This is a genomic window from Pseudomonas putida (assembly GCA_041879295.1).
GTDB classification, from domain to species: domain Bacteria; phylum Pseudomonadota; class Gammaproteobacteria; order Pseudomonadales; family Pseudomonadaceae; genus Aquipseudomonas; species Aquipseudomonas putida_Y.
The window spans coordinates 4,599,814-4,625,874 of record CP047152.1 but is presented as its reverse complement, the minus strand read 5'-3'; the positions used below and the strand labels follow the sequence as shown (position 1 = coordinate 4,625,874).

The following is a 26,061-nucleotide window of genomic DNA, read 5'->3' as shown; positions in this document are numbered from 1 at the left end:
TAGAATAGGCGTTCCGCTACCCAAGGCTCCCTTTTTCATGTCCGCCAGTACTTCTGCCTCTTGCGCGCCGGATGCGCGCGCTCAGTTTCTCGACCTGCTGAACGCCGCCCTGCACGGCGAAACCCTGGTCAAGCTGGTGCTGGCGCGCCATGTCGGTGCCGACCAGACCTTGCAACGGATCATTGCCAAGCCGCTGCAGGTCAAGGGCCAGCCGTGCCTGTCGCTGGTCTACCGCCACCAGACCCGCGACATCACCCGCAACCTGCCGCTGGACCAGGCCCAGGTGCTGGTTGCCGAGTTGCTGCCGGACAGCTTCCGCAATGCTCACCTGTTCGATGCTGACGGCGAAGTGCAGCTGACCTTCAGCAAGAAGGGCAAACCGATGCTCCAGCGCCACGGTGCCCAGGCGCCGCGTGTGGCCGACGCGGGCAGCGGGCATGACCGCGAGAAGAAGCGTTATCTGGAACTGTCGCGGCCATTTCTGCGCGACCTCGGTGTGACCGACGCACAAGGCGCACTGATCCCGTCCATGTCGCGCAAGTGGAAGCAGATCAACAAATTCATCGAGGTCTTCGATCACGCCCTCGCCAATGCACCGGTGTCGGCGGAACAGGCGCTGCGGGTGGCCGACTTCGGTTCGGGCAAGGGCTACCTGACCTTTGCCATGCACGATTACCTGCGCAACAGCCTGGGCCGCGACGCACAGGTGACTGGCGTGGAACTGCGCCAGGACATGGTCGACCTGTGCAACACCGCAGCCGCACGCCTGGACCACCCGGGCCTGGAGTTCCAGTGTGGTGATGTACGCAGCGTGGTGCCTGAGGCCATCGAGGTGATGATCGCCTTGCATGCCTGTGACATCGCCACCGACTACGCCATCCACACCGGCATCCGCTGCAACGCCGCAATCATCATGTGCTCGCCGTGCTGCCACAAACAGATCCGCCCGCAACTGCACAGCCCGGGGTTGCTGCAACCCATGCTGCAGTACGGCCTGCACCTGGGCCAGCAGGCCGAAATGCTCACCGACAGCCTGCGCGCGCTGTATCTGGAAGCCTGTGGCTATGAAACCAAGGTGTTCGAGTTCATCTCGCTGGAGCACACCAACAAGAACAAGATGATTCTTGCGGTGAAGCGGCGCCAGGCGGGGGATAACGGGGCGTTGCTGGAGAAAATTGCCCAGCTCAAGGCGTTCTATGGGGTGCAGGAGCATTGCCTGGAAACATTGTTGCGCGCGGATGGATTGCTTTGATGGTCATCTTTGCGTGAATGTTGGCGCGCCCCAGGCTCTTGCAGTTTCATGCTTTTTACATGTCATTAAATGCCGCTATCGATATGCCTGATATGATGATCAGGATTGAGATGGACTTCCTCAGGATGCCAGAGGGTGCGATATCTTCGCTAATGAAGTTCGGAAAGAACCGGGTGGCGATGATTCCAAAAATAAGTACAAGCACAGGGTGAATACTAACAACGACTGAGACCAAGGCCGCGCCGCCGCCTACTGCCAATGCGGCCATGAAAAATACGTAGCCTCCTACATCGAATAGATTGGTGGCGGCGAAAATGCTAAATTGCCTGGCGTTAAGAACTTTCAGGTCCTGAATTATTAGCCTTCTCCAGGCAGGGTTAAGCAGCAGTAGAAGCCCACCGAATGCATACCCTGAAAAGTTGAAAAGCAGAACGAACTCAAGGTTTTTGCTTTTTAGTATTTCGTCGGAAATGATGGTTGATATAGCGCCAAAAAATGCGGATACAAATACCATCGCAACATGCCTTCTTTCTCCTAGCCCAAGAATTGTTTTTTTTGACAGGCAGAGCGATAAAATACCCCCGGTGATCAAGAAAAATCCTAAAAACTGCTCGTGCGTGGGGAAAGCGTGAAATATTAATATGGATGCCGCCAGAACAAATAGTGGCTCTGACTGATGGATAGGTATCACTACCGAAACATCCATGTCCTCCAGGGAGTAGCTATATGCGAAATACTGAAGGAATATAGCAAGCCCAGAAAGTATATTAAGGCTGGCGAATAGGGGGTCGATTTCAGAGACATCAAGAAAAGTAAGTATGGCTGCGGCAAAAAATATATTACCTATGCTGAGAAGAAAAATAAAGGGTATATAATTTGATGTTATATGTTCAATGGCGAATTTGTCTAGTATGTTGGATAGGCTCCATAGTAATGGTGCCATTAGAGATAAGTATATCCAAGTCATGGGTGACGCTCCAGGGCACCGATGATCGTGCTTTTGCTATGTTGTAATAGTTCATGGGAAAAATCGTCAGTGTTATGATCAAAAAGGAATGTATTGTTGTAGGTGAATGATTGTGAGGTTTCATGTGCCAAAATGTTGTCCAGTATAGTTGGCGCCTCCTTTAATCTTGATGAGTGGCGAAGCTTCAAGATTGTTATTGTGTTTCCATAGTGTGCAGCTTCATCCCTAGCGGCGTTACGTATCCAGGTTGACAGACATGAAGGTCCCAAGCTATCAAAAAAATCAAAGTCTTGCTTGTAGGCTCTTGTGCTTGTTATTTCATCGAATGCAATAGAGAGCAGAATGGTGAATTCATCAGTCAGAAATTTTTCAATGGCCCCAAAGTCTGGCTCTCTGGCATTCAGCTGGCGTTCGATGAGCTCTTCGCTTTGTCCGTAAAGAACGCTGTTTATCTTGCGCAGGCCTCTGTAGTGGTTTTGTTCGTCGAGATGCCAAAGGCATGTAAACTCCAGGAATTCATCGCTTAGATTAAGGTCTTTACGTTTCAGGAGATAGAGAAGAAAGTGCTTCGAATCGAACTCGGAACTCATGTCGTGCCATAAATTTTCTTGGCGACGCTTGATGTCTTTCTTGTTTTTGGTAATGGTAGCAGGTGAAAGTTCTTTCAATAGTTCGACTGATGACCAGTCATGGCACTTCAGGCCGATTGCCGTCTTTATATAGCCCATGTTTGTACGTCCTGTACGTGTTCAAGGAATTTCTCAAACTGCCATGAGAGGTAGGTTGAGGGATAAAGGCTATCCTTTGCGTTGTAATCAGGTGACCAGTTTGTGTATGCGCCGACCAGCTCTCCCAAATAGGGTTGTGCAATGCCGAGTATGAACTGGAAATCGATTTCCTCCGCCTCCACAATTCCATGTCTTGGGTTTTCTAAGGCCCATCTGATGCCAGCTATTACACCTGCAACTACTTGTAAGGTGGTGGCAGAACTTTGGGGATTCAAAGCTTGAGCTGCACAGTTTTTAAGGGCAGAGCCGTACCAATATGCATTCTTCTCATGTCCCATCAAGAGAACGCCGAGATAGTCAGCGGGGGTGTGGGTCAATGACAGTAAGTGAAGATATCTGGTCGCCAAACTCATCAGAGAGTATGGGGAGAAGTGCGGTTGCAGTCGCTCCGTACCCTATAATTATAAATTTCATCGGGTGACTTCCTGTTATTTTATCTGTTGATGAATCAGGTCAAGGCCCGGCGCGATGGTGCGCGGTACATATAAGACGCACTTGATAGAATCATCAGACGTATGAGCGGTCAAGATTTTTTGCAGGTGCAGTTGCATTTTAAAGTAAGTACTACGGAGCGATCCTAATGGCTTGTAGGATATTTCTGGTCTTGCTCGGAGTTTGGAAGTTGGTATTCTGATTGCATCCCTCTGCGTCCTGGCAATTTTGCGCGCCAGTTAAGGCGTGTGGTCGATAACGGCTTGGGCAGCAAAGCGGTGATAGTTGCGCCAAATGCTGGGAAGGAGAAGTAGCGATGGAATATGGGTTAACGCTCAAGTATCAGTTGAGCGAAAAAGTAGGCACCGATGCGATATTGGAACATCTGGCCGAAGGCAGGTGTAGTTTGCGCTGGTCGGTTTAGGACAGCCAATTCGATTGGCGCTAGTATTTATCCGCGAATCTACCTCTGCGAAAGAAGCGATCAAGAGCGCGCTGAAAGGCGTTTGCAGTGTTGTGACCAGCGCTCGTCTCATCGAAGCGACATCTGGTCTCTTAGGCTCTGTACGAAAGTCTTGGGGCGCAGGTCAGGCAAGGCGAAAACAACCGAGGAAGCGGAGTGTACTGGAGTACATGAGCATTCCAAGGCTGTTTTCAACGCAGGATGAACAAGTATAAAGGCTTTTCGTACAGAGCCTAAGGCAACTACTGGCTTGCTCAGGGCACCTTGGAGCTGGCTCGCAGAGCGTTGCTGTAAATGTCTCAAGTGCGTATGAGCGAGTGTTTGGTGCTTGTGACTCAACCTATTGAGCTTCTGCTCAAGCCCCTCGTTCAAGGCTGGACGGCACTTCGACAGCCAATGCTGCCTGCCCCAGCGGATGGGTGCTGGCATCGAAGAAATGCAGCGTCGTCCCCGGCAAATCCCCGAAACGATCTGCAAAATGCTGCTTCTGATTAATCACCGACGCCTCGCCCAGCGGCCGAATGGCAATGGACAGCTGTTGCGGACGTGCTTGGCGCACAGCGTCGAGCAGGTGCCGGTCACTGCTGTCCAGGTGCTGCCCGAACAGGCATAGCCCCTGGCTTTCCCCTGCCAGCTGCCCCAGGCACCAGCTCAGATAGTCCGAGTTGCGGATGGCGCGCAGTTTCTCGTCGCTGCGGTCTTCGTTGACGAACAGCGGTACTTCACCCGGGATGTTCACGGCAAACCCATCGAGCAGTTCGGCACTTTCAGCGCTGCGCTGGCGGGTGGTGCCGTCGGGCAGCTTGAGCAAGTGCAGGCCGCCATGCAGGTGCATCACCCGGGTACCTTCGCTGCCGGTGCGTCGCACGTCGAAATAGCCCTGTTCGTCGAACAGCTCGGCGAAGCCATTCGGGGCGTGCTGCACGGCCCATGGCAGCAGCAGGTCGTAGTTGCTGGTGTAGACGCTTCGATAGCTGCGCAGCGCCTGATTGAGGGTTGCCAAGGTGGCCGGCGGCAGCAGTTGCCAGGGCAGATGCACCGTACGCACGGCGTGGATCAACGCTTCCTTGATCGAGTAGTAGCGGTTCAGCGGTGCGGTGGAGTTGATGGCCAGGGCGGCATTGGTACGCACCGTGGTGTTGAGGGCGCTGAGCACCGGCTCGAACAGTTCCGTGGCCAAGGACTTGAACAGTGCCTGGTCGCTGACCGCCAGGCCTTTCTTGCGGCCTGCGCGTTGCGCTTGCTCGAACAGCGAGAAGTAGCCGAACGGCTTCCATACTGCGCGGCTGGCGCCATTGCCCAGCAGCAGGGCGTCGCAGGGGTGGCGGGCGGCGAGTTCTGGCCAGGGGGTAAGGGTGGCATCGAGTGCGGGCATGCTGGATCCGTTGGGTGGTGCGGGAACGGGGGCGACTTTAGCATGTCGTGCGAGGTGTGCGAGGGTTGGTGTCAAGGCGATGGTCTTGTGTTGTCTGTGCTGGCCCTTTCGCGGGTGAACCCGCTCCTACAGGTCCATGTAGGAGCGGGTTTACCCGCGAAAGGGCCAGCAAGGCGCAGCACGTTGAACAGGACGAAAGCCGCTCAGCCCTGTTCGGTCACTTGCACACTGCGGTTTCGGTTGCGCCACACGCGGTACGCGCGAATTCCCGCGCGTACCGAGCCGAATAGCAGTTTGTCTTCCATGTCCCGCGCCATCCCCGAGCGCACCAGCATGCGCAGGAAAGTACCGCGGGCGCGGGCGATGGCGAAGAAGATGCCTTGGGCCGCCAGGGTGTCACGCACTTCGCGTAGGGCGGCGATGCCGCTGACATCGATGCTGGTGACCGCTTCGGCATCGAACAGCACGGCTTTAGGCTGGTCCTGGCTTTGCACGGCTTCCAGCAGGCGCATCTTGAAGTAGTCGGCATTGAAGAACAGGATGGCGTCGTCGAAGCGGTACACCACCAGGCCAGGCACGGTGCGGGCGTCCTTGAACTTGCGGATGTCCACCTGGCCTTCGGTGCCCGGCAGCCAGCCCAGTACGGCATCGGTGGGCTGGTAGATGCTGTAAAGCAGGCGCAGGATCGCCAGGGTTACGGCAAACACGATGCCGGGCAGCACGCCCAGGCCCAGTACGCCCGCCGTGGTCAGCAGGCACAGCCAGAACTCGAAGCGGCTAAGACGCCGGATGTGCCCCAGCGACTTGATGTCGATCAGCCCCCAGCCAGCCATCAGCAACACTGCGCCCAGTGCAGCCTGCGGGATCCACGCCATGGGTGCGGTGAAAAACAGCAGGATCAGGGCGATCACCAGTGCAGCGATGATGCCCACCAACTGGCTTTTGCCTCCGACCATGTCGTTGACTGCAGTGCGTGAGTCGGCGCCGCTGATGGCAAAGCCCTGGGAAACCCCGGCCGCCAGGTTGCTCACGCCCAGCGCGACGAATTCGTGGTTGGCGTTGATCGCATAGCCATGCCGGGCGGCAAAGCTGCGTGCGGTAAGCATGGCGCTACAGAAGCTGACGGTAGCGATACCCAGGGCGTCGCGCAGCAGGCTCTTCATTTCCGCCAGGTTGCTGTGTGGCCAGGCCAGTTGCGGGATGCCTGCAGGTACTGGCCCAAGGACGGCAACGCCGAAGCGGTCGAGGCCGAACAGGCCAACCAGCAGCATGAACAGCGCCACTACCGTGAGGGCTGCGGGCAGGCGCGGGTAGCGCCGTGGCAGCCAGATGAGCAGGCCCAGGGCGACCAGACCGATGATCAATGTGACCCAGTGAATTTCCCCCAGGCGCTGGAAGAAGTTGATCAGGCTGAGGATGAAGCCGTCGCCCTCGATCTTGAAGCCCACCACCTTGGACAGCTGCCCGGCGATCAGGCTCAGGCCGATACCGTTGAGGTAGCCGATCAGGATCGGCCGCGAGAAAAAGCTGGCGATGAACCCGGCTCGCGCCAGGCCGGCGGCAATCAGCATCACGCCGACCAGCACGGTGACGATCACCGACAGTTCAGCGATGCGCTGTGGGTCGCCCATGGCCAGCGGTGCCACGGCACCGGCGATCATCGCGCAGGTGGCGGCGTCGGGGCCGACCATCAGCTGGCGCGAGCTACCGATCAGCGCGTAGACCATCATCGGTAGCACACAGGCGTACAGGCCATATTGCGGCGGCAGCCCGACGATCTGCGCATAGGCAATGGCAATGGGAATCTGGATCGCGGCTACCGACAGGCCGGCTTGCAGGTCGGCGTGGAACCATTCACGGCGGTAGTGCAGCAGATTGGCAAGGCCCGGTAGCCAGTGGGAGAGAAACATGCGTTGTCCTTTCGAATGGTTTCACGAATCCATTGAGCATATCCGCCACAAGCCGTTTCGCTTGCACGCACTGAGGCCCGATGCGCATTGAAGCGGATCGGCGGGTAAATGGCCATGGGCCAGATCACGGGAAGGGGAAAAACGAAAAAAGGAGCCAAGGCTCCTTTTGACTGCGATGACGTTGCTGGAACGCCATGCGGGAATGCGATGTGGAGCGGGTAGAGGGAATCGAACCCTCAACTAAAGCTTGGGAAGCTTTCGTTTTGCCACTAAACTATACCCGCATCTGAGCTGGACTTTTTACCAGAACCTTCAGCGAATTAGAAGCCCAAGTTATAAAAAAGCTTGTCGGCGCCTGTGGCCTGCGGGTATTTGCTACAAGGCGCCGAGCCGCTCAGATGGCAAATGCATGCTGCCCCTGTTGCACAGGTTGGTAACGTTGGCGGGGTTCACGCACGGTTGGCTTGAGGAACCCCAGCATGACACTGCGGGTGTTCTCGCAGGCGGTCTTGTTCTCCATGTCCAGGAAGTGGCCCGCGTCGCGGATCACGCTGAACTGGCTTCTGCCCACATGCTTGCTGAACTGCCGCGCATCCTCGACGGTGGTGTATTCGTCGCGTTCGCCGTTGATGAACAGTACCGGAATGTTGATATTGCGCGCGCCTTGCAGCGCACGTTCCAGGTCGTGCTCCAGCACCTGGTTGATGTGGAAGTGCATCTGTGCGTACTCGTGGCTGTCCAGGCTGCTCACATGGCGATAGTTGAAGCGCTTGAACAGCGACGGCAAGTGCTTGCCGATGGTGTCATTGACCAGGTTGCCGACCTGATAACGGTCGCAGGCGGCCAGGTACTGGCAGCCACGGTCCAGATAGTCGCGCATCGGCTCGTTGATCACTGGCGAGAACGAACTCACCACTGCCTTCTTCACGTACCGCGGCTGGTGCGCCAGCGCCAGCAGCGTGCTTGCGCCACCCCACGAAAAAGACATCACGTGGTCTGCCTGGAAGTGCTCGATCAGCTCAAGGAGGATATGCGCCTCGGTCTCCTTGCTGATCAGCCGTTCCTGACGGTTGTGCGGCTTGGACTTGCCTGAATACGGCTGGTCGAACAGAACCACGTTGAACTGTGGGTGCAGGTTACGTACCGTCTGGGCGAACGAGGCCGTGGTGGCCAGCGAGCCGTTGATCAGGATGATCGTGTTTTCGGCCGCATCCGCGCGATAGAACTCCGTGTAAACCCGATACTGACCTTGGATATCAAGTACAGCGATTTCTGGCCTCATGTCATCGACTCCTGGCGCAAAAAGGGTATTCGCGTCACCTAGGGTGCACGTGCTTTATGACAGGTAGGCATTTGCCTGAAGATAAAACCGGGGGCCCTGTGTCGATCCTTGGCACTTGCGTCGACGGTATTGTTTTTGGCGGGCAATTTGCCGTGCCCCAAGGCATCTAGGCCTTGGGTGGCCGGCAAAAAGTGTCATCGACCGCGGGTGTGACTTGGTAGTCACATGCAGACTGACGATTTGGATTCAAGCAGTGGGTTGGGGATCGCGCAAGTGCCGTTCGGTAAGTAATGTGACTTTTGTCGCTGAGCGGTCGTATGACGAGCCGGGCTGTCTGTTGCGGCCTAGACGGTGGCTATCTCATGCGCCGTCAGTTCACGATACTCCCCCGGCGCCAACCCCGGATCCAGCCGGATCGCCCCCATGCTTTCCCGATGCAGCCCCACCACCTTGTTGTTGAAATGCCCGAACATGCGCTTGACCTGGTGATAACGCCCCTCGACGATCGACAGCCGGGCCTGGCGGGGGCTGAGGATGTCCAGCTGGGCAGGCTGGGTGGTCAGGTTTTCGAAGGCGAAATAGAAACCCTCGCGAAACTTGGCCACATAGTGCTCGCCAATCTCGTCCTCGGTGTCCACCAGATAATGCTTGGGCAGCTTGGTAGCAGGCTGGGTTAGGCGCCTTGACCACTGGCCATCATTGGTCAGGATCATCAGCCCGGTGGTGTTGAAGTCCAGGCGCCCGGCGATGTGCAGGTCATCTCGCAACACCGTTGGCAGCAGGTCGAGAACGGTACGGTGTTGCGCATCGTGGGTGGCGCTTACGCAGCCGGTAGGCTTGTACAGCATCAGGTAGCGGGCCGGGCGGCCGGCCTGCAGCAGTTGCTCGTCCAGCTCTACGCGGCTGAACTCACGGACTTCGGTCAGCGGGTCGCTGACGATCTGGCCGTCCACCCGCACGCGGCGTTGCACCAGCATCAGGCGAACTTGCTGGCGGTTGTAGCTGGGCAGGTTGGCGAGGAAACGGTCAAGGCGCATGGTAACGATCAGTGGGCAGCGGATGGACGGAGCTGTTCTTCAACGGCGGCGCAGCGCGGGCACAGACAGGCCTTGTTGCGCAGTTCGTCGGGCAGGGCCTGGAGCACGGCCGGGTCGATGGTCACGCTGTAGCACCAACAAGCCTGGGTGGCGCGGCGTGGGTCGGCCAGGCTGCACTGGTTGAGGGCACCGCAAGCGGGGCAGAGTTGCTGGTCATTCATGGCGTGTTTCACTGCAGACGCGGTTGCGGCCAGCCTGCTTGGCACGATAAAGCGCGCGGTCGGCGCGGGTCAGCAGGGCGTGCAGGGTATCCCCCGGTTGCAGGCTGCTCAGGCCGATGCTGGTGGTCAGCCGCAGCGGCTGGTCGTCGTAACTGAAGGTCAGCTGCTCGGTGCGTCGGCGGATCTTTTCCGCCACCTCGATGGCCTGGCGGCCTTCAGCTTCGCGCAGTAGCACGATGAATTCCTCGCCGCCCCAGCGGCACAGTATATCTGACTGACGCAGGCTGCCTTGCAGCACATTGGCGAATTGGCGTAGCACTTCGTCACCTGCCAGGTGGCCGTGGGTGTCGTTCAGCGCCTTGAAGTGGTCCAGGTCGATCAGCAAGGCCACCAGTGGGCTGCTGTCGCGCCGGGCTTCTCGCAGCGCCTGGGCGGCGAGCAGGTCGAAGCTGCGCCGGTTGTGCAGGCCGGTGAGGCTGTCGAGTGTGGCCAAGGCTTCGGTGCTGGCCTGGTGGCGGCGGACCATGGCATGCACCAGTGCCAGCACCACCAGGGTGATCATCGTACAGATCGCCAGATTCAGGTACAAAGCGTGGCGAATGCGGTCGAGGATGCCGGTTTCGCGTTTGTCCACCAACAGGTACCAGTCCAGTTCGGGCAGGTGGCGCACGTTGAGAAAGTGGCTGTGGTTTTCGCTGTCATGGTACTCGTGGCTGCCTTCACCTGGCACCAACTGCTCGGCCAGCATGTCTTTCAGCTCAGGGTTGTCGCTGAGTCGCTGGCCGACTTGCAAACCATGCGGGCCGCCCTCGGAGCCGGTCAGCAGCACCTTGCCTTTGGCATCCGTGAATAGCACCGCACGCTGGTAGCGGCGTTGGTACTGATCGATCAGCTTGACCACCGACGATACGCTCAGCCCTACGCCTGCAGCGCCGATGAAGCGTTGCTGGTAGTCGTGCACCTTGTAGTTGATGAACACGGTCAGGCTGTCCTGGTTGGCCATGTCCAGATCGACGTTGATCTCATAAGGGGCCTTGAGTTCACGCAGGCGGAAATACCAGGCATCACGCCAGGTACCTGGTTCGACATGCTTGAGTACACCTTTGGCCTGGTAGTAGGTCAGCGTGCGATCGGACACGAAAAAGGACGTGAAGATGTCCTGCTTGCCCGTGACCTCGCCCAGGTAGCGGGTCATTCGTTCGGTATCCTGCTCGCCGGACAGCACCCAGTCGCGCAGGAAGGTGTCCTGGGCCATCATCGAGGCGATCAGCACCGGGCGGATCAGGTCTTTCTGGATTTCCGAGTAGACAGTGTCGGAGGTCAGCGGCAATTCGGTATTGATGATGCCGTCGCGGATGGCGCTGCGCGAGGAGAAGTAGCTGAGCAGCGAAGTAGCCAGGAAGCCGCAGGCCAGTAACACGAGCAGGGTAACGATCAGCGAGCGCTGCGAGAACAGAGCGGAACGTAAGGGCATGATCTTCCCGTGATGTGTGCCAAGCCGCTTATTCTAGTGAGATGGCCGACAAATGACTGCAAGTTTTTCAGGGTTATTTCACCTGTATCAAGTTATTGCAGGAATGGCACTGCACCTGCGCGCCACTGTCTTATTCAGTGTCGATTAACGTATCTCGTGTCGACGCTCGCCAGCGCCGCTGCTCGGGCACTCCAGCGGTCCAGGAGGCCGCCATGTCCTATCGAATCCTGTTGGTCACCCTGCTGGGGCTGATGACTTCCGCCTGCGCCCCGTACTACGAGCGCGGGGGCTATTACCGTTCGGACTACTACTCCACCGACCGCTATGTGGCGCCGGGGTATTACCGCCATGACCGCTACTATGTGGCGCCAGCCCCGCGCTACTACTATCAGCCTGCCCCCCGTTACTACCGTGGGGCGGCCCCTGCACCCCACTACCGGCCATATGCGCAGCCAGGGATGAACCAGTGGCATGGCAACCCGCGCCATGACTATGGCAATCGCCAGCGGCAAGACTACAGGCAGGACCGGGATCGCCATGACTATCGCAATGGCAGCCAGCGTTACCGGCAGGGCGATCGGCACTCCAATCGGCAGGTGGACGACCGCGGCCGCTGGGACGGGCGGCGCGGGCAGGGACGAGGAGGAAACTGGCAGCGCTAGGTGAGTGGAGGCGGGGGCTGAAAAGCAGCCCCCGGATCAGCAAGCTAACCCACATCCGCCAATGGGTGCCGCCCTTCCCATGCCTTGGCAAAATGCGCCTCGACTACCGCCGCCGGCACTTGCGCCACATCAGGCCAGTGCCAGCGCGGCTGATTGTCTTTGTCCACCAGGCGAGCGCGCACACCTTCACTGAATTCAGGGTGGCGGCAACAGTTCAGGCTCATGCTGTATTCCATCTGGAACACTTGCGCCAATGACAGGTACCGCGCCCTGCGGATCTGCTCCCAGACCAGATGCGCCGTCAGCGGGCAACCCTCATGCAGGCGTTGACCGGCATCTGCCAGCAATGGGTCGTCATGCTGCTTGAGCCTTTCCAGCGCGCGCCAGGCTGAGGCAGCATCAGCCACGTCGAGTAACTGATCGATCTCTTGCCGTCGCGGCAACCACTGGGCATCAGGCAGCTCGGCGCAGGCACGATGCTGCTCGGCCTTGAGCAGGCTATTCAGTTGTATGGCGGTCTGCTCCTGCCAGTTGAGTTGCAGCAACTCCTCGATCAAGGCTTCTTGCTGGTGCTCGCCCAGAAAGCGGTCAGCCAGGCCCAGGTCAATGGCATCGCGGGCGTTGATCGGTGCACCTGTCAGGCCGAAGAACAAACCCAGCTTGCCCGGCAGCCGGGTCAGGAACCAGCTGGCGCCTACGTCAGGGTAAAGGCCGATGCTGATTTCCGGCATGGCCAGCCGGCTGCTGGGTGTGACGATGCGTACGTTGGCGCCTTGCAGCAGCCCCATGCCGCCACCCAGGACATGCCCATGACCCCAGCACAATAACGGTTTGGGGTAGGTGTGCAGGGCAAAGTCCAGGCGATATTCGGCGGCGAAGAAGGAGGCCGCCAACGGCGGGACACTGCCGGGGTGGTCGCGGCAGGCTTGCACCAGCGCACGTACATCGCCGCCTGCGCAAAAGGCTTTTGCCCCGTTGCCGCGCAGCAGCACGCAGACGATACCCGGGTCGCGGGCCCAGGCATGCAGTTGTTCGCCCAGCACCTCGATCATCGGCAGGTTCAGGGCATTGAGCGCCTTGGGTGCATCCAGGGTGGCGATGCCGATGCGGGCGCCATCGACGCCGGTGAGTACCTCGCAGTGAATGGTCATGGACTACCTCTCGCAAGTCATCGCTCAAGTATGGCTTGCCTGGCCGATCATGCCGGTCGTCGGTCGGATCGTTTGACAAGCGCGAAGGGCTTACCTAGTGTCGCGCCATTGTTTATGGAAGGCCCCATGACTGAAGACGATCGCATCAAACTCGAACCCAGCTGGAAGGCCGCATTGCGCGGTGAATTCGACCAGCCTTACATGCACCAGCTGCGCGAGTTCCTGCGTGGCGAGTACGCTGCCGGCAAGGAGATCTACCCGCCAGGGCCGCTGATCTTCAATGCGCTCAATTCGACACCGCTGGATCAGGTGAAGGTGGTCATCCTCGGTCAGGACCCGTACCACGGGCCGGGACAGGCACATGGCTTGTGCTTCTCGGTGCAACCGGGCGTGGCCACGCCGCCGTCGCTGGTCAATATCTACAAGGAGCTGCAGCGCGACCTGAACATCCCGATCCCCAGCCACGGCTACCTCCAGAGCTGGGCGGAACAAGGCGTTCTATTGCTCAACACGACCATGACCGTCGAGCGCGCCAATGCCGCGTCGCATGCCAAGAAAGGCTGGGAATTGTTTACCGACCGGATCATCCAGGTGGTCAGTGAGCAATGCCCGAACGTGGTATTCCTGCTATGGGGGGCTCATGCGCAGAGCAAGCAGAAGCTGATCGACGGTACCAAGCACCTGGTCTTGAAGTCGGTCCATCCTTCACCGCTGTCGGCGTATCGCGGGTTCATCGGCTGCGGGCATTTCAGTCGTGCCAACAGCTTCCTCGAGCAGCGGGGGCTCGGGCCCATCAACTGGGCACTGCCCCCACTGTGAGAAACCGCGGGTGGGGTACGCAATCGCTCAGGGCGTCATGCTGATGCGCGGCTCGCTGCGCTGGCCAATTGCAATACCCTGCTCATGGTTCTGGCGCACATACTCCACCAAGGCTTCAAGGTCGGTGATGCCGGTGTCCTGGCGTCGCCTTCCTTCTTTGAAAGTGGCCAAGCCACCGCCACCATCGGCCAGGAAAAGGTTGCTGACGACGCGATAATGGGTCAACGGCTCAACGGGTTTGCCGTGAAGACGCACACTCCCCTCGACGACACGGCTGCCGACAGGCCGTGAACCATCCCACTCATAATGAAAACCCTTCGATACTTGCAGCGGATTGAAACTGCCCCTGTTCCATTGAAGGTTGAGCAGTTCGGTAATCTGCCTGCCTGTCAGTTCCTGAACTATCAGAGGGTTATTGAACGGTTGTACGGCGAATAATTGTTCGTAGGTCAGGTCGCTATCGGCAGGTTGTATCAGGTCACTTCGCAGCCCACCCAGGTTGAGAAAGGCAACCTGTGTCTGAAACGCTTGGGTCATGGCCAATTGGGCATCCGTGACCAGGTTCCCCAAGGTTGTTTCACCGGCGGCATTTTCTTCGCGGTCAAGTTCTGCCGTCGAGATGCGTCCTATGGGTTCGAGCAGTTTTTCCCCGGACCGCTGGCGCACTTCCTCCAGCAAACTCGTCAACTTGGCATTCGGCAGGTAGTTCTGTGGGTCAGCAGGAATATTGCGGGCGGTGATGTTCGTGACGTGATGGGTGCCTGGCGTCACCTGCAACTTCAACTGAGTCAGGAAGTGGCCGTATTTGCCAGCCTGAGTGATGCTCAGATCACCCACCTTGCATTGATAGCTGGCATGCGAGTGACCGCTGATGACGGCATCTACCGCAGGATCCAGCCGCTTCGCCACGTCGACGATCGCCCCCCCCAGCTGACTGCAATCCTTCGTGTCGAACGGCTCGGCGGTATCCCCTCCCTGGTGCATGACCGCAATGATTGCATTGACACCTTTGGCTTTGAGCTCCGGAATTACGTCATTGATGGCTTGCGCTTCATCTGTGGCCTTGAGCCCTGCGAATGCTCTGGCCGAAACCACTTTTTCCATGTTGCGCGGTACTGCACCGACGAACGCTATCTTGACCCCTTTTACCTGTTGAATGTGATAGGCCGGTAACAAGCGTTTGCCCGTAGTGGTATCGATCAGGTTGGACGCTATGTAAGGGAAGCCACTTCCTGGATAGTTGCCGCGAAACTTGCAAGCCTTTTCAGGGCGCGTTGACTCGCATCCTCCGTGGATCTGTCGAAGAAACTCGGCCTTGCCTGCATCCAGTTCGTGGTTCCCGGATGCGCTGACGATCATGCCCATCGCGTTCAAGGCCTCAAGCACAGGCTCGTCAGCCCAGAGCGCAGAAATGGCGGGGCTGCCCCCTATCAAGTCGCCAGCGCCGATGAACAGCAGATCGGGGTCCTGCGTTCGCAGTTCATCGAGCATGGCGCCGAGTGTGGCGATGCCGCCGTAGGTCAGGCGGGTAGCGCCTTGTGCGCCGGCGTAGTCTTGGGGGTTGGGTTCCAGGTAGCCGTGAAGATCATTGATAGCCACGACGTTGATCTGGACGGGGGCAGGTGACTCTGCGGCAAGACTGCCTGCGCTAAAGGCAAGGCATGCCCAGGCAATAGCCGAGCGATAGTTGCAAGAAAGAAGGACTTTCATCTTTACCTCTTGAATGCCGGGAAGTGTGGGTTTGCTGGCGATCAGGGCAGCAATCCGACTCTATTCACCCGGGCATTGAGCAAGTGGTAACTATCTATCTTCAGGGTGCTTGCAGCTTGAATGCCTGTTGTCCCACAACCGGAAAAGCGGTTCTGCAAGAAACAACACCAGAATCAGGCGCATTACCTGCAGCGCCGTAACCAGTGGCACCGACAACTGCAACGTTTCGGCCGTGAGGCTCATTTCGGCAATCCCGCCAGGCATCATCCCCAGTGTCAGCGAACGCAAGTCCAGTGCAGTCATCATGCTCAGCACCCACGCAGCAGTGGCGGCAATCGCCATGCACAACACCGTGGCCATCAAGGTGCGCCCCAGGAACGACGGTGCGCGGCGGAAAAACGCGCGGTTGAAATGGCAGGCCAGGCCGCTGCCGATGAGCCACTGGCCGATCTGGCTGGCGCCATTGGGCAGGGCGATCTGCAGGTTGCCGGCCAGGCTGACCGTAGCTGCTACCAGCAATGGCCCGAACAACCATGGGTTGGGCTGACGCAAGCGCTGCCAGAGCAAGGCAACGGCAACGCCCAGGGGCGCAATCAGCGCCAGCCAGCCCCAGCTCACGCTACCGGTGTGGTTCAGTGGTACACCGTCACCCAGCAAGAACTTGAACAGCACCGGCACGCACAGCACCACTGCCAGCACACGCAAGCTCTGCGCTGCCGCCACCTGGCTGAGCACCGCGCCATTGCGCGCCCCAAGGTTGACCATTTCTCCCGAACCGCCTGGCATGCTGGCAAAGAACGCTGTGGCACGGTCTTCGCCGGTTTGCCGCAGCAGCCATACGCTGATCACGCTGGACAGGGTGGTGAACAACGCCCCGAAGAAGATCAGCGCGAAATGGCTGGCTACTTGCTCAATCACCGCTGGTGTGAAGTGCAGGCCGATGCCGATGCCGATGATCCACTGCCCACATTTGCGGCCGTTGGGGATTTCCGAAAGTTGCCAGGGCGTCAGGCAGCGCACCAGGATGATCGCCAGCAATGAACCGACCATCCATGGCAAAGGCCAGCCGACCTTGCTGGCGGCAAAACCGCCAGCAAGGCCGACCAGCCCGGTCGCGACGAACAATGGCAACGACCGATCAGGCATCGGCCAAGGCCCGGCGCTGCAGGCTGCGTTTGCGCCAGATGCGCAGCAGCGGCAGGGCGAGCATTGCCACTACCAGCGCCCAGATACCCATGCTGATCGGGCTCGACCAGAGGATGCCCAGTTCACCATTGGAGATCGACAGCGCCCGACGCAGGTTCTGCTCCATCAGCCCGCCGAGGATGAAGCCCAGCAGAATCGGCGACAGAGGGAAGTCCAGTTTGCGCATGATGTAGCCCATGATGCCGATGCCGACCATGAGGAACAGGTCGAAGGTAGTGGCATGCACGGCGTAAACGCCGATCGCGGTGATGATGGCGATCACCGGCACCAGCGCCCAGTTTGGCACGGCGAGGATACGGGTGAAGATGCGGATCATCGGGATGTTGAGGATCACCAGCATGATGTTGGCGACGAACAGCGAGGCAATCAGGCCCCAGACGATATCTGGCTGCTGCTCGAACAGCAGTGGGCCAGGGGTGATGTTGTACAGGGTCAGGGCGCCGATCATCACCGCCGTGGTGCCGGAGCCGGGTACGCCCAAGGTCAGCATCGGTACCAGGGCGCCACAGCAGGACGCACCAATGGCAGTTTCTGGCGCTGCCAGGCCACGGGCATCGCCCTTGCCGAACTTGCCGCTTTCACCCGCCAGGCGCTTCTCGGTCATGTAGGCCACGGCGCTGGCCAGCGTTGCGCCGGCGCCGGGTAGAACACCCATGATGAAACCGAGCAGGCCGCAACGGATGTTGACCAGGAACACCGAGGCCGCTTCCTTGAAGTTGAACAGCATGCGGCCGGTAGCCTTGACTGCCTGGTGGCCATGGTGGGTCTTTTCCAGCAGCAGGAGGATTTCGCTGATGGAGAACAGGCCCAGCACGAGCACCACGAACTGAATGCCGTCGGCCAGGTGCACGCTGTCACCGGTGAAACGGTACACGCCGCTGTTGGCGTCGATGCCGACCGCCGACAGGAACAGGCCGATGAGTGCGGCAATGAAGGTTTTCAGTGGTTTGTCACCGGCCATTCCACCCAGCGCGACGATGGCGAACACCATCAGCACAAAATACTCCGCAGGGCCGAAGGCGATGGCCCATTTCGCCAGCAGCGGGGCGAACAGCACCATGCCGCAGGTGGCGATGAAGGCGCCGATGAACGAACTCCAGGCCGACAGCGACAGGGCAACACCGGCCAGACCCTGGCGGGCCATCGGGTAACCATCGAGGGTGGTCATGACGGTCGAGGCTTCGCCCGGGATGTTCAGCAGGATCGAGCTGATACGCCCGCCATATTCGCAGCCCAGGTACACCGCAGCCAGCAGGATCAGCGCCGATTCCGGCGGCAGGCCGAGGGCAAAGGCGATGGGGATCAGCAGGGCCACGCCATTGATCGGGCCCAGGCCCGGCAGCAGGCCGACCACGGTACCGATCAAGGTGCCGGAGAGGGCGGTGACCAGGTTGTAGGGGGACAGGGCAATGCCGAAGCCCTGGCCCAGGTAGCTCAAGGTATCCATGTGTCAGTTCTCCAGTACGCTCAGCAGGCCAAGGGGCAGGGGCACGTCCATCACGCGGTCGAACAGCCAGTAGAGGAAGATGCTCATGCCGACCACCACGATGGCGCTGCGCAGCCCGCGGCCACCGTACAGGCAGGCCATGGGCAGGCCGACCAGGACAGCGCTGAGGATGAAGCCGAGGGCTTCGAAGGTGGCGGCGAAGACGAGCAGCAGGCCGACACAGGCGGCGATCTTGATCAGGGTCTCGCGATCGAGTTCCGGTTCGTCGTCCTTGCGCACGATGGGCGTTGGGCGGAATACCAGGTACAGCAGCCCCAGCCCCATCAGGCCGAGCACCAGCAACGGGTAAGCGCGCGGGCCCACCGGTTCATAGGAAAATGCAGCCTGGTAGGGCCAGGCCATGACGGCCAGGGCGGCACACACCGCAAGCAGGGCCAGGGCGAAAATGCGTTGAAGGATCATTGGGGAATCCTCGATTGTGGGCGCGGGTAGACCCGCACCCACAAGGGCTATGAAAGGTCGTGGAAGGCTTACTGGATCAGGCCGAATTCCTTGGCCAGTGCCTTGTAGTCAGCCACTTGCTTCTTCACATAGCCGTCCAGCTCTTCGCCGGTCATGGCGAACGGGAACAGCTCGCGCTGGTCTCGCAGCTTGGCGAAGTCCTCTGAGGCCAGCATCTTGTCGAACGAGGCCTTCCACCAGGCGTAATCCTCATCGCTCACCTTTGGCCCCAGGTAGAAACCACGCACCACCGGCCAGACGATGTCGTAGCCCTGTTCCTTGGCCGTCGGGATGTCTTTCATTTCCGGCTCGTCCAGGCGATTTTCCGAGAACACTGCGAGGAGGCGCATGTTGCCGCTCTGGATGTGCGGCATGGAGTCGGAAATGTCGGTAGAGCCGACCTGGATGTGACCACCCAGCAGTGCCGTGGCGATTTCGCCACCGCCTTCCAGGGCCACGTAGCGCAGGTCGCGCGGGTTTATGCCAGCGGCCTTGGCGATCAACGCGGTCTGCATCCAGTCCTGGCTGCCGACGGTACCGCCGGAACCGATCACGACCTTGCTCGGGTCTTTCTTCAGCGCGGCGACCAGATCATCAAGGGTCTTGTAGGGCGAGTCGCTCTTCACCGCGATGGCACCGTAGCTGGTGCCGACGGCAGCCAGCCATTTCACCGCGTTTTCGTCGAAACGGCCGAACTTGCCCTGGGCCAGGTTAAGCAGCGAGCCGCTGGACCAGGCCACCAGCGTGCCGGCGTCTGCCGGGCGCTGGGCGACCACGGCGTTGTAGGCGACCGCGCCGACACCGCCGGGCATGTAGGTGACGCGCATTGGCTTGCTGAGGATATTTTCTTGTACCAGTGCGCTTTGCACCAGCTTGCAGGTCAGGTCGAAGCCACCACCGGGTGAGGCGGGTGCGATGCATTCGGGGCGTTTCGGTTCTGCAGCGAGGGCGTTGCCGGCCAACAGCAGGCAGCCGGTAGCGAGGACGAGGCGGCGCAGTGAAAAGGTCATCGTCGATCTCCGTGAGCGTTGTTGTTATCGGATTACCGCTATGGGGTTACCACAGCGCCACGCTGTAGCTGACCAACAGCCTCACTTCATCCGCGTCACGGGCGAAGTTGGAGCGGAAGGTAGCGTTGCGCAGGCGCACGGCGACGTTCTTCAACGGGCCGCTTTGTACCACGTACTTCAGTTCGGTGTTGCGTTCCCACTCTTTGCCTTCGCCACCGGCAGCCCGGCTGACGTTGTCACCGCTGACATAACGGGTCATGAAGGTCAGGCCCGGTACGCCGAGCGCGGCGAAGTTGTAGTCGTAGCGCGCCTGCCAGGAGCGTTCGTCGGCCCCGGCGAAGTCGTTGATCTGGACGAAGTTGACCAGGTACGGGTTGGCGCCATCCACATACGGGAAGGCGCTTTCGCCAGACAACTGCTGCCAGGCAGCGCTGACCTTGTGCCCGCCCAGGGCATAGCTGAGCATGCCGTTGAAGGTGGTGTTGTCGATGTTGCCGGCCTTGGCTGCGCCAGCGTCGTCACTCATGGCAAGGCGCAGGTCGGCACCCAAGGTGCCCGGGCCCCATGGTTGGGTGGCGACCATGCCGATGAAGTGCTGGCGGTAAATATCGTCGAGCTGGGCGAAGTGGTAGCTGCCGGTGATGCGGTCGGTGAACTGGTAGTCGAGCCCGCCCAGAGCCAGGTTGTCAGCGTTGAAAGAGCCACCGAAGCGGCCGTTCTTGTTGTTCAGCGCCAGGTCTTCCCAGTTGGTGTCGTTGCGGTCCTTGGCCTTGTCTATGCGGCCACCGGTGAAGGTCAGGCCCTTGATCTCCTTGGAGGTGAGCAGGCCGCCCTCGAAGGTTTGCGGCAGGATACGCCCATCGTTGGGCTGCAGCGTCGGCAGTTCGGGGATCAGGGAGCCGATCTTGAGTTCAGTCTGGGAGATCTTCACCTTGCCGGTCAGGCCCAGCTTGGAGTATTCGTCGGCAGCCTTGCCGTCATCGTGGGTCGGCAGCAGGCCGCTGTTGGCACGGTCCGGGCTGGAGTCGAGCTTGATGCCGAGCATGCCCAATGCGTCCAGGCCAAAGCCCACGGTGCCATCGGTGTAGCCAGACTCGAAATTGAGCATGAAGCCCTGGGCCCATTCATCGCGCTTGGATTGCTGCGCGCTGGTGCCGTCGCGGAAGTCGCGATTGAAGTACATGTTGCGGGTTTCGAAGGTGGCCGTGCTGTCTTCGAAGAAGGCGGCCTGGCTCATCGGGGCGACACCGGCAAGCGCGAGGGCGCTGGCGATGGCCGAGGGGCGTGCGATAAAGGAACGGGTAGGCGCGAACGCCTGCGGCTGCGATGACAGCATCGTCGAGGACTCCGTTTATTGTTCTTATTCGTTGCACCTTGCTGGTGCTTTTTTCGGCGCGAAGGGCGACCGTGGTGCGATGCTAGGCAACGAACCTTTCGCTAACCTTTCAGCGTGAAAGGTTTGTCACGAGGGGCTTCACAGGCGTGATGACAGCGGTACACTCCGCGCCACCGTCCCACCCGAGCAGGGAGAACCCGATGCGTGTGCTGCTGGTCGAAGACCACCTGCAACTGGCCGAAAGCGTGGCCCAGGCCTTGAAAAGCCATGGCCTGACCGTAGATGTGCTGCATGACGGCGTGGCGGCCGACTTGGCGCTGGCCAGTGAGGAATACGCCGTGGCCGTGCTGGATGTCGGCCTGCCGCGCATGGACGGCTTTGAGGTGTTGGCGCGCTTGCGAGGTCGTGGCAAGACCTTGCCAGTGCTGATGCTGACTGCGCGCAGCGACGTCAAGGACCGGGTCCATGGCCTGAACCTGGGCGCCGACGATTATCTGGCCAAGCCGTTTGAGCTGACCGAGCTGGAGGCGCGGGTCAAGGCCTTGCTGCGCCGCAGTGTGCTCGGTGGCGAGCGCCAGCAACGTTGTGGGCCGTTGGTGTATGACCTGGACACCCGGCGCTTCACCCTCGGTGACGACAACCTGGCGCTGACTTCGCGCGAGCAGAGTGTGCTGGAAGCGCTGATCGCTCGTCCTGGCCGAGTGATGAGCAAGGAGCAGTTGGCTGCCCAGGTGTTTGGCCTGGACGAAGAAGCCAGCCCTGATGCCATCGAAATCTACATTCACCGGCTGCGCAAGAAGCTCGACGGGCACCCTGTGGCCATCGTCACTTTCCGCGGTCTGGGCTATTTGCTTGAGCACCGCGATGCGTGACAACGGCAGCCTGCGCGGGCGCTTGCTGGGTAATTTGGCACTGTTGCTGGTGGTGCTGATGCTGGCCAGCGGCCTTAGCGCCTACTGGAATGGCCGCGAGGCCGCCGACACCGCTTACGACCGCACCCTGCTGGCTTCGGCGAGGACCATCGCCGCGGGCCTGTCGCAGCGCGATGGTTCGTTGAGCGCGGATGTGCCTTACGTGGCGCTGGACACGTTCGCCTATGACAGTGCGGGGCGCATTTACTATCAGGTGCTGGATATCAAGCAAAGGCTGATTTCTGGCTATGAGAACCTGCCGCCACCGCCGCCTGGCACACCGCGCACCGATGACTATCCGGCATTGGCACGGTTCTACAACGCCACTTACCTTGGTCAGGACGTTCGTGTGGTCAGCCTGCTGAAGCCGGTAAGCGAGCCGAACATGAACGGCATGGCAGAAATCCGCGTAGCCGAAACCGAGGAAGCGCGGGTGCGTATGGCCCGAGGGTTGATGGCCGATACCCTGCTGCGCCTGGGCATGCTGGCACTGGGGGCGTTGGTGATGGTGTGGTTTGCCGTGAGTGCCGCGTTGCGGCCGTTGGAGCGCCTGCGCACAGCAGTGGAAGAACGCCAGCCGGACGACTTGCGAGCGTTGCCGGTGGTACAGGTACAGCGTGAGCTGAGCCCGCTGGTGCGTGCCTTGAACCACTTTACCGAGCGCTTGCGCGGCCAGTTCGAGCGCCAGGCGCAGTTCATTGCCGACGCGGCCCACGAACTGCGAACGCCGCTGGCGGCGTTGAAGGCACGTGTCGAGCTGGGCTTGCGCTCGGCCGAGCCACAGGAGTGGCGGCAGACCTTGGAGTCTGCAGCCCAGGGTACCGACAGGCTGACTCACCTGGCCAACCAGTTGTTGTCGTTGGCGCGGGTCGAGAATGGCGCACGGGCAATCGCCGAAGGCGGTGCGCAGCGTCTGGATTTGAGCCAGTTGGCCCGCGAGCTGGGCATGGCCATGGCGCCTTTGGCGCACAAGCGCGGGGTGGCGCTGGCGCTGGAGGCCGAGGCGCCGGTATGGCTGAAAGGGGAGCCGACGTTGCTCAACGAGTTGTTGAGCAACCTGGTGGACAATGCCTTGGCGCATACGCCAGCGGGTGGCAATGTGATTTTGCGGGTAAAGGCGCCGGCAGTGCTGGAAGTGGAAGACGACGGGCCAGGTATTCCCGAGGCCGAGCGCGAGCGTGTGTTCGAACGGTTCTACCGGCGAAGCGCGCAGGGCAGTGGGTTAGGGCTGGCGATCGTTGGCGAGATCTGTCGGGCGCACCTGGCGCAGGTGAGCCTGCATGATGGTGAGAAGGGCGGGTTGCGGGTACGGGTGAGTTTTATAGCGGATTGATGGCTTGCCTGTGTCGACCCTTTCGCGGTTCACCGCGAAAAGGCCCTGGCAGGCTGTTACAGCTCAGCGCAACATGCTCCGCGCTTCCAGCAGTTCATCGACCTCCAGCTCGGTGCCAAACGGCAGCCCCAGATGGCGGTAAGCCGGTAGCGCAGCCAATGGCCGGTGGCGCCCGCGCTGGCTGATGCAGCGGGCGATCTGCACGATGTCGATGTAATCGATCTTGTCCGTCTGGCGGTCCAGGTCATGAACCTGGCTTGGCAGGTGGACCAACTGCTCCGGAAACTCCCAGGCCTTGAGGATCTTGTCCCCCAGCACGGGCTGGAGTTGCTCGATCACGTAATGCAGGCAAACCGGGTCGGACAACAGTTCGTTGTGCTCTTCGGCATAGATGAGTACCGGCAGCGCGCCAATCTGGTTGACCAGCCCACCCAAGGTGGCCTGGTCAGGCTTGAGAGGTGTAAAGCGGCGGCAGATTTCGTAGCTGATGCCCGCCACTTCCAGGCTACTGGCCCAGATATCGCGCAGTTTCTGCTCGACTGCCGGCGAGCGGGCATGGAAAATCTGCTCGATCACCAGGCCGATGGCCAGGTTGCAGCTGTAGTTGATGCCTAGTCGCGTGATGGCGGTGTGCAGGTCGGTAACCTCGACCGCAGCACGCAGCAGTGGGCTGTTGACGACCTTGATCAGGCGCGCTGAAAGGGCCGCGTCGCGACCGATCACCTTGCTCAGGGCCGCTACGCTGATCTCGCTGTCTTCCGCTGCTTCGCGGATGCTCAAGGCAACTTCGGGCAGGGTGGGCAGGACCAGGTCATCCTTTTCGATGGCGTCGAGCAATTGTGCTTGAACCAACTCGGCCAGCTTGTTCATGGGCATGTCTACCGCAGTGGTGGTGCGGCCCCGCCACAGGGGTGGGGCAGGCTGGTCAGCGCTGGATTTCCCGGTCGCGGTCCAGTTCGTAAGGCAGGGTCAGTACCTGCAGGCGCGGGCCTTCGAGGCTGCCCAGGTGCAGGTTGCCGTCTTCCACTGCCTCGGCGCTGAGCACGGCAAGCAGTTCGCAGCCCGCGCCGTTGCCGGCAGCAATGACCACTTCACCGACTGACGAACCATGGGTGGGCGAGAAAATCTCGGCGCCCGGGGCAGGAATGGCCTGCTGGTCCAGTGCCAGGCGGTACTGGCGGCGTTTGAGTTTTCCCAGGTACTGCATGCGGGCGACGATTTCCTGGCCGGTGTAACAGCCTTTCTTGAAGCTGACGCCGTCGACGGCCTGCAGGTTGATCATCTGCGGGATGAACAGCTCACGGGTCGGGCCCATGACCTGGCCGATACCTGCACGAATCTGCCCCAGCAGCCAGTCGTTGATACCCCCTTCGGGCAGCGCTGCGGCAAGGGCCTGGCGTACAGGCTCTGCGTTCGCCGCCGGCACCCACAGTTCAACACGGCCAGCGGATGCGGTGATGGCGATCAGCCCATCATGGCGCACGGTGCTACCGGCGGCTGCGGGCACGACAAGCCCCAGCGCCTGCAGAACAGAGTCGCCACCTTGCAGGCCGAAGCGTGCCCAAGCGGTGCTTTCGTCGGTCAGCGTGGCCTTGGAGAACACGGCGTACTTTTTCAGGTCGGCCAGTTGCGCGTCAAGCAATTCGCTGGCCATGGCCAGCAGGTAGCCGTTGCCTTCGGGCACTATGCGGAAGCTCGACTGCATGCGCCCCTTGACCATGCAGCGGGCGCCGAGGCTGGCGTATTCCTGGCTGAGATAGTTGATGTTGCAGGTCAGCTGGCCTTGCAGGAACTTGCCTGCATCGGAGCCGCGGACGGCGAGGATGCCCTCGTGGGACAGGGGGCAGAAGAAAGCGGAATCGGCCATGGGTCATCGCGGTGGCTAAAGACTGGCGGCCATCATAGAACGCCGGTAACAAAATAGGTAGGTGACTAGACCAACGCCCGGTGTCGCTTCGCGCGCCTGGCTGTATACTGGCGGCCCATTCGAGGAGGGCCCCATGGTCGAACAAACTGAACTCAACCGGCTTTTCTGGCACAGCCGCCGCGGCATGCTGGAACTGGACGTACTGCTGGTGCCTTTCACCCAGGAAGTCTACCCCACCCTCAATGAGACCGACCGTGAACTGTACGTGCGTCTCTTGAGCTGCGAGGATCAGGACATGTTCGGCTGGTTCATGGAGCGCACCGAGTCCGAAGACCCGGAACTGCAGCGCATGGTCCGCATCATTCTGGACCGTGTCCAGCCCAAGTGAATGCTTCGAGTGCCGCTGGCAAGGCTCGCGCCTGCTGCTGGCGGCCTACCTGGCTTGTCAGGTACTGGCGTGGCTTGCCGTGTGGGCGAGCCCGCTGCCCGGGTGGTTGGCCATTTCGGTTGTCACCGCCTGCACGGCCCACGCTGGCTGGGCCATTCCCCGACGTATCCTGCTGACCCATGACCAGGCTGTTGTCGGCCTGCGCCGTGATGTGCGGGGCTGGCAGGTGTTCAGCCGTGCCTGCGGGTGGCAGTCAGTGTGCTTGTGCCGGGATAGCCTGGCTTTGCCTGGGCTGGTGGTGTTGCGCTTTGAGCGGGCGGGGCGGTGGTTGGGGCAGAGCCAGTGCGTACCGGGGGATGCGCTGGGGCCGGATGAGCATCGGCGATTGCGGGTGCGGTTGAAGTTCAGCCGGCGGCGCTGGGCCGCGGTGGGCCGGGCATAGATCAAGGCCGGGTCGGATTCTTCGCGGGCTCGCCCGCTTCCACAGGTACTGCGCAAAACTGCAAGGCAGTTAACCCT

25 protein-coding genes and 1 tRNA gene are annotated in these 26,061 nt (G+C 60.3%); 7 read left to right on the top strand and 19 right to left on the bottom strand.

Annotated elements, in window-relative coordinates; all coding sequences use genetic code 11:
* Nucleotides 1-37 precede the first annotated feature (37 nt).
* Nucleotides 38-1,252: a methyltransferase gene (locus GST84_21195; GenBank protein ID XGB14714.1), complete on the top strand. Its 1,215-nt coding sequence runs from the start codon at nt 38-40 to the stop codon at nt 1,250-1,252.
* Nucleotides 1,253-1,307: 55 nt separating this feature from the next.
* Here the strand turns inward: GST84_21195 and GST84_21190 are convergent, their stop codons facing one another.
* From GST84_21190 to GST84_21145, 10 genes are all read right to left on the bottom strand, one after another.
* A complete protein-coding gene (locus tag GST84_21190) occupies nt 1,308-2,219 on the bottom strand; it encodes an EamA family transporter (GenBank protein ID XGB14713.1) in 912 nt (303 codons plus the stop codon).
* Nucleotides 2,216-2,947 carry a hypothetical protein gene (locus GST84_21185; GenBank protein ID XGB14712.1) on the bottom strand — a complete coding sequence of 244 codons (732 nt, stop codon included), beginning with the start codon at nt 2,945-2,947 and terminating at the stop codon, nt 2,216-2,218. Before GST84_21185 ends, GST84_21190 begins: the two co-directional genes overlap by 4 nt.
* Nucleotides 2,935-3,285 carry a hypothetical protein gene (locus GST84_21180; protein XGB14711.1) on the bottom strand — a complete coding sequence of 117 codons (351 nt, stop codon included), beginning with the start codon at nt 3,283-3,285 and terminating at the stop codon, nt 2,935-2,937. The genes GST84_21185 and GST84_21180 overlap by 13 nt, the downstream gene beginning before the upstream one ends.
* 972 nt (nt 3,286-4,257) lie before the next feature.
* Nucleotides 4,258-5,277 carry a DUF4917 family protein gene (locus GST84_21175; protein XGB14710.1) on the bottom strand — a complete coding sequence of 340 codons (1,020 nt, stop codon included), beginning with the start codon at nt 5,275-5,277 and terminating at the stop codon, nt 4,258-4,260.
* Nucleotides 5,278-5,480: 203 nt separating this feature from the next.
* Nucleotides 5,481-7,187 carry a sulfate permease gene (gene sulP / locus GST84_21170; protein XGB14709.1) on the bottom strand — a complete coding sequence of 569 codons (1,707 nt, stop codon included), beginning with the start codon at nt 7,185-7,187 and terminating at the stop codon, nt 5,481-5,483.
* A gap of 210 nt (nt 7,188-7,397) precedes the next feature.
* A tRNA-Gly gene (locus GST84_21165) sits at nt 7,398-7,471 on the bottom strand.
* 110 nt (nt 7,472-7,581) lie between these two features.
* On the bottom strand, nt 7,582-8,469 hold the full coding sequence (locus GST84_21160; protein XGB14708.1) for an alpha/beta fold hydrolase: 888 nt from the start codon (nt 8,467-8,469) through the stop codon (nt 7,582-7,584).
* A 344-nt stretch (nt 8,470-8,813) separates the two neighbouring features.
* Nucleotides 8,814-9,506 carry a pseudouridine synthase gene (locus GST84_21155; GenBank protein XGB14707.1) on the bottom strand — a complete coding sequence of 231 codons (693 nt, stop codon included), beginning with the start codon at nt 9,504-9,506 and terminating at the stop codon, nt 8,814-8,816.
* Between the two features lie 8 nt (nt 9,507-9,514).
* Nucleotides 9,515-9,727: a helicase gene (locus GST84_21150; GenBank protein ID XGB14706.1), complete on the bottom strand. Its 213-nt coding sequence runs from the start codon at nt 9,725-9,727 to the stop codon at nt 9,515-9,517.
* Nucleotides 9,720-11,201 (bottom strand): diguanylate cyclase, encoded by a 1,482-nt coding sequence (locus tag GST84_21145; protein XGB14705.1) that lies wholly within the window; start codon nt 11,199-11,201, stop codon nt 9,720-9,722. The genes GST84_21150 and GST84_21145 overlap by 8 nt, the downstream gene beginning before the upstream one ends.
* 212 nt (nt 11,202-11,413) lie before the next feature.
* Between GST84_21145 and GST84_21140 the strand changes: the two genes are divergently transcribed.
* Entirely contained in the window at nt 11,414-11,863 is a 450-nt protein-coding gene (locus GST84_21140) for a hypothetical protein (GenBank protein XGB14704.1), read from the top strand.
* A 44-nt stretch (nt 11,864-11,907) separates the two neighbouring features.
* On the opposite strand, the gene GST84_21135 is transcribed toward GST84_21140, so the two are convergent.
* Entirely contained in the window at nt 11,908-13,014 is a 1,107-nt protein-coding gene (locus GST84_21135) for an enoyl-CoA hydratase/isomerase family protein (GenBank protein ID XGB14703.1), read from the bottom strand.
* Between the two features lie 126 nt (nt 13,015-13,140).
* Here GST84_21135 and GST84_21130 point away from each other — a divergent pair, with 126 nt between their 5' ends.
* Nucleotides 13,141-13,833, top strand: coding sequence for a uracil-DNA glycosylase (locus GST84_21130; GenBank protein ID XGB14702.1), 693 nt, complete (start codon nt 13,141-13,143; stop codon nt 13,831-13,833).
* Between the two features lie 27 nt (nt 13,834-13,860).
* Here the strand turns inward: GST84_21130 and GST84_21125 are convergent, their stop codons facing one another.
* From GST84_21125 to GST84_21100, 6 genes are all read right to left on the bottom strand, one after another.
* A complete protein-coding gene (locus GST84_21125; GenBank protein XGB14701.1) occupies nt 13,861-15,543 on the bottom strand; it encodes a bifunctional metallophosphatase/5'-nucleotidase in 1,683 nt (560 codons plus the stop codon).
* Between the two features lie 90 nt (nt 15,544-15,633).
* The gene (locus GST84_21120) at nt 15,634-16,689 is read right to left on the bottom strand and encodes an AbrB family transcriptional regulator (GenBank protein ID XGB14700.1); all 1,056 of its coding nucleotides are present in this window, start codon (nt 16,687-16,689) and stop codon (nt 15,634-15,636) included.
* A complete protein-coding gene (locus GST84_21115) occupies nt 16,682-18,196 on the bottom strand; it encodes a tripartite tricarboxylate transporter permease (protein ID XGB14699.1) in 1,515 nt (504 codons plus the stop codon). Before GST84_21115 ends, GST84_21120 begins: the two co-directional genes overlap by 8 nt.
* A gap of 3 nt (nt 18,197-18,199) precedes the next feature.
* Nucleotides 18,200-18,658 carry a tripartite tricarboxylate transporter TctB family protein gene (locus GST84_21110; protein XGB14698.1) on the bottom strand — a complete coding sequence of 153 codons (459 nt, stop codon included), beginning with the start codon at nt 18,656-18,658 and terminating at the stop codon, nt 18,200-18,202.
* A gap of 68 nt (nt 18,659-18,726) precedes the next feature.
* On the bottom strand, nt 18,727-19,707 hold the full coding sequence (locus GST84_21105; GenBank protein ID XGB14697.1) for a tripartite tricarboxylate transporter substrate binding protein: 981 nt from the start codon (nt 19,705-19,707) through the stop codon (nt 18,727-18,729).
* Between the two features lie 46 nt (nt 19,708-19,753).
* Entirely contained in the window at nt 19,754-21,043 is a 1,290-nt protein-coding gene (locus GST84_21100) for an outer membrane porin, OprD family (GenBank protein ID XGB14696.1), read from the bottom strand.
* 200 nt (nt 21,044-21,243) lie between these two features.
* Between GST84_21100 and GST84_21095 the strand changes: the two genes are divergently transcribed.
* Both GST84_21095 and GST84_21090 read left to right on the top strand, forming a co-directional pair.
* Nucleotides 21,244-21,915 carry a response regulator gene (locus tag GST84_21095; protein XGB14695.1) on the top strand — a complete coding sequence of 224 codons (672 nt, stop codon included), beginning with the start codon at nt 21,244-21,246 and terminating at the stop codon, nt 21,913-21,915.
* Nucleotides 21,908-23,287: a HAMP domain-containing protein gene (locus GST84_21090; protein XGB14694.1), complete on the top strand. Its 1,380-nt coding sequence runs from the start codon at nt 21,908-21,910 to the stop codon at nt 23,285-23,287. Before GST84_21095 ends, GST84_21090 begins: the two co-directional genes overlap by 8 nt.
* Before the next feature lie 63 nt (nt 23,288-23,350).
* On the opposite strand, the gene GST84_21085 is transcribed toward GST84_21090, so the two are convergent.
* Both GST84_21085 and GST84_21080 read right to left on the bottom strand, forming a co-directional pair.
* Nucleotides 23,351-24,157: an HDOD domain-containing protein gene (locus tag GST84_21085; protein ID XGB14693.1), complete on the bottom strand. Its 807-nt coding sequence runs from the start codon at nt 24,155-24,157 to the stop codon at nt 23,351-23,353.
* Nucleotides 24,158-24,212: 55 nt separating this feature from the next.
* The gene (locus GST84_21080; GenBank protein XGB14692.1) at nt 24,213-25,154 is read right to left on the bottom strand and encodes a folate-binding protein; all 942 of its coding nucleotides are present in this window, start codon (nt 25,152-25,154) and stop codon (nt 24,213-24,215) included.
* Between the two features lie 133 nt (nt 25,155-25,287).
* Here GST84_21080 and GST84_21075 point away from each other — a divergent pair, with 133 nt between their 5' ends.
* Nucleotides 25,288-25,542, top strand: coding sequence for a hypothetical protein (locus GST84_21075; protein ID XGB14691.1), 255 nt, complete (start codon nt 25,288-25,290; stop codon nt 25,540-25,542).
* The gene (locus GST84_21070) at nt 25,526-25,984 is read left to right on the top strand and encodes a hypothetical protein (protein ID XGB14690.1); all 459 of its coding nucleotides are present in this window, start codon (nt 25,526-25,528) and stop codon (nt 25,982-25,984) included. The genes GST84_21075 and GST84_21070 overlap by 17 nt, the downstream gene beginning before the upstream one ends.
* The last annotated feature ends 77 nt before the right edge of the window (nt 25,985-26,061 follow it).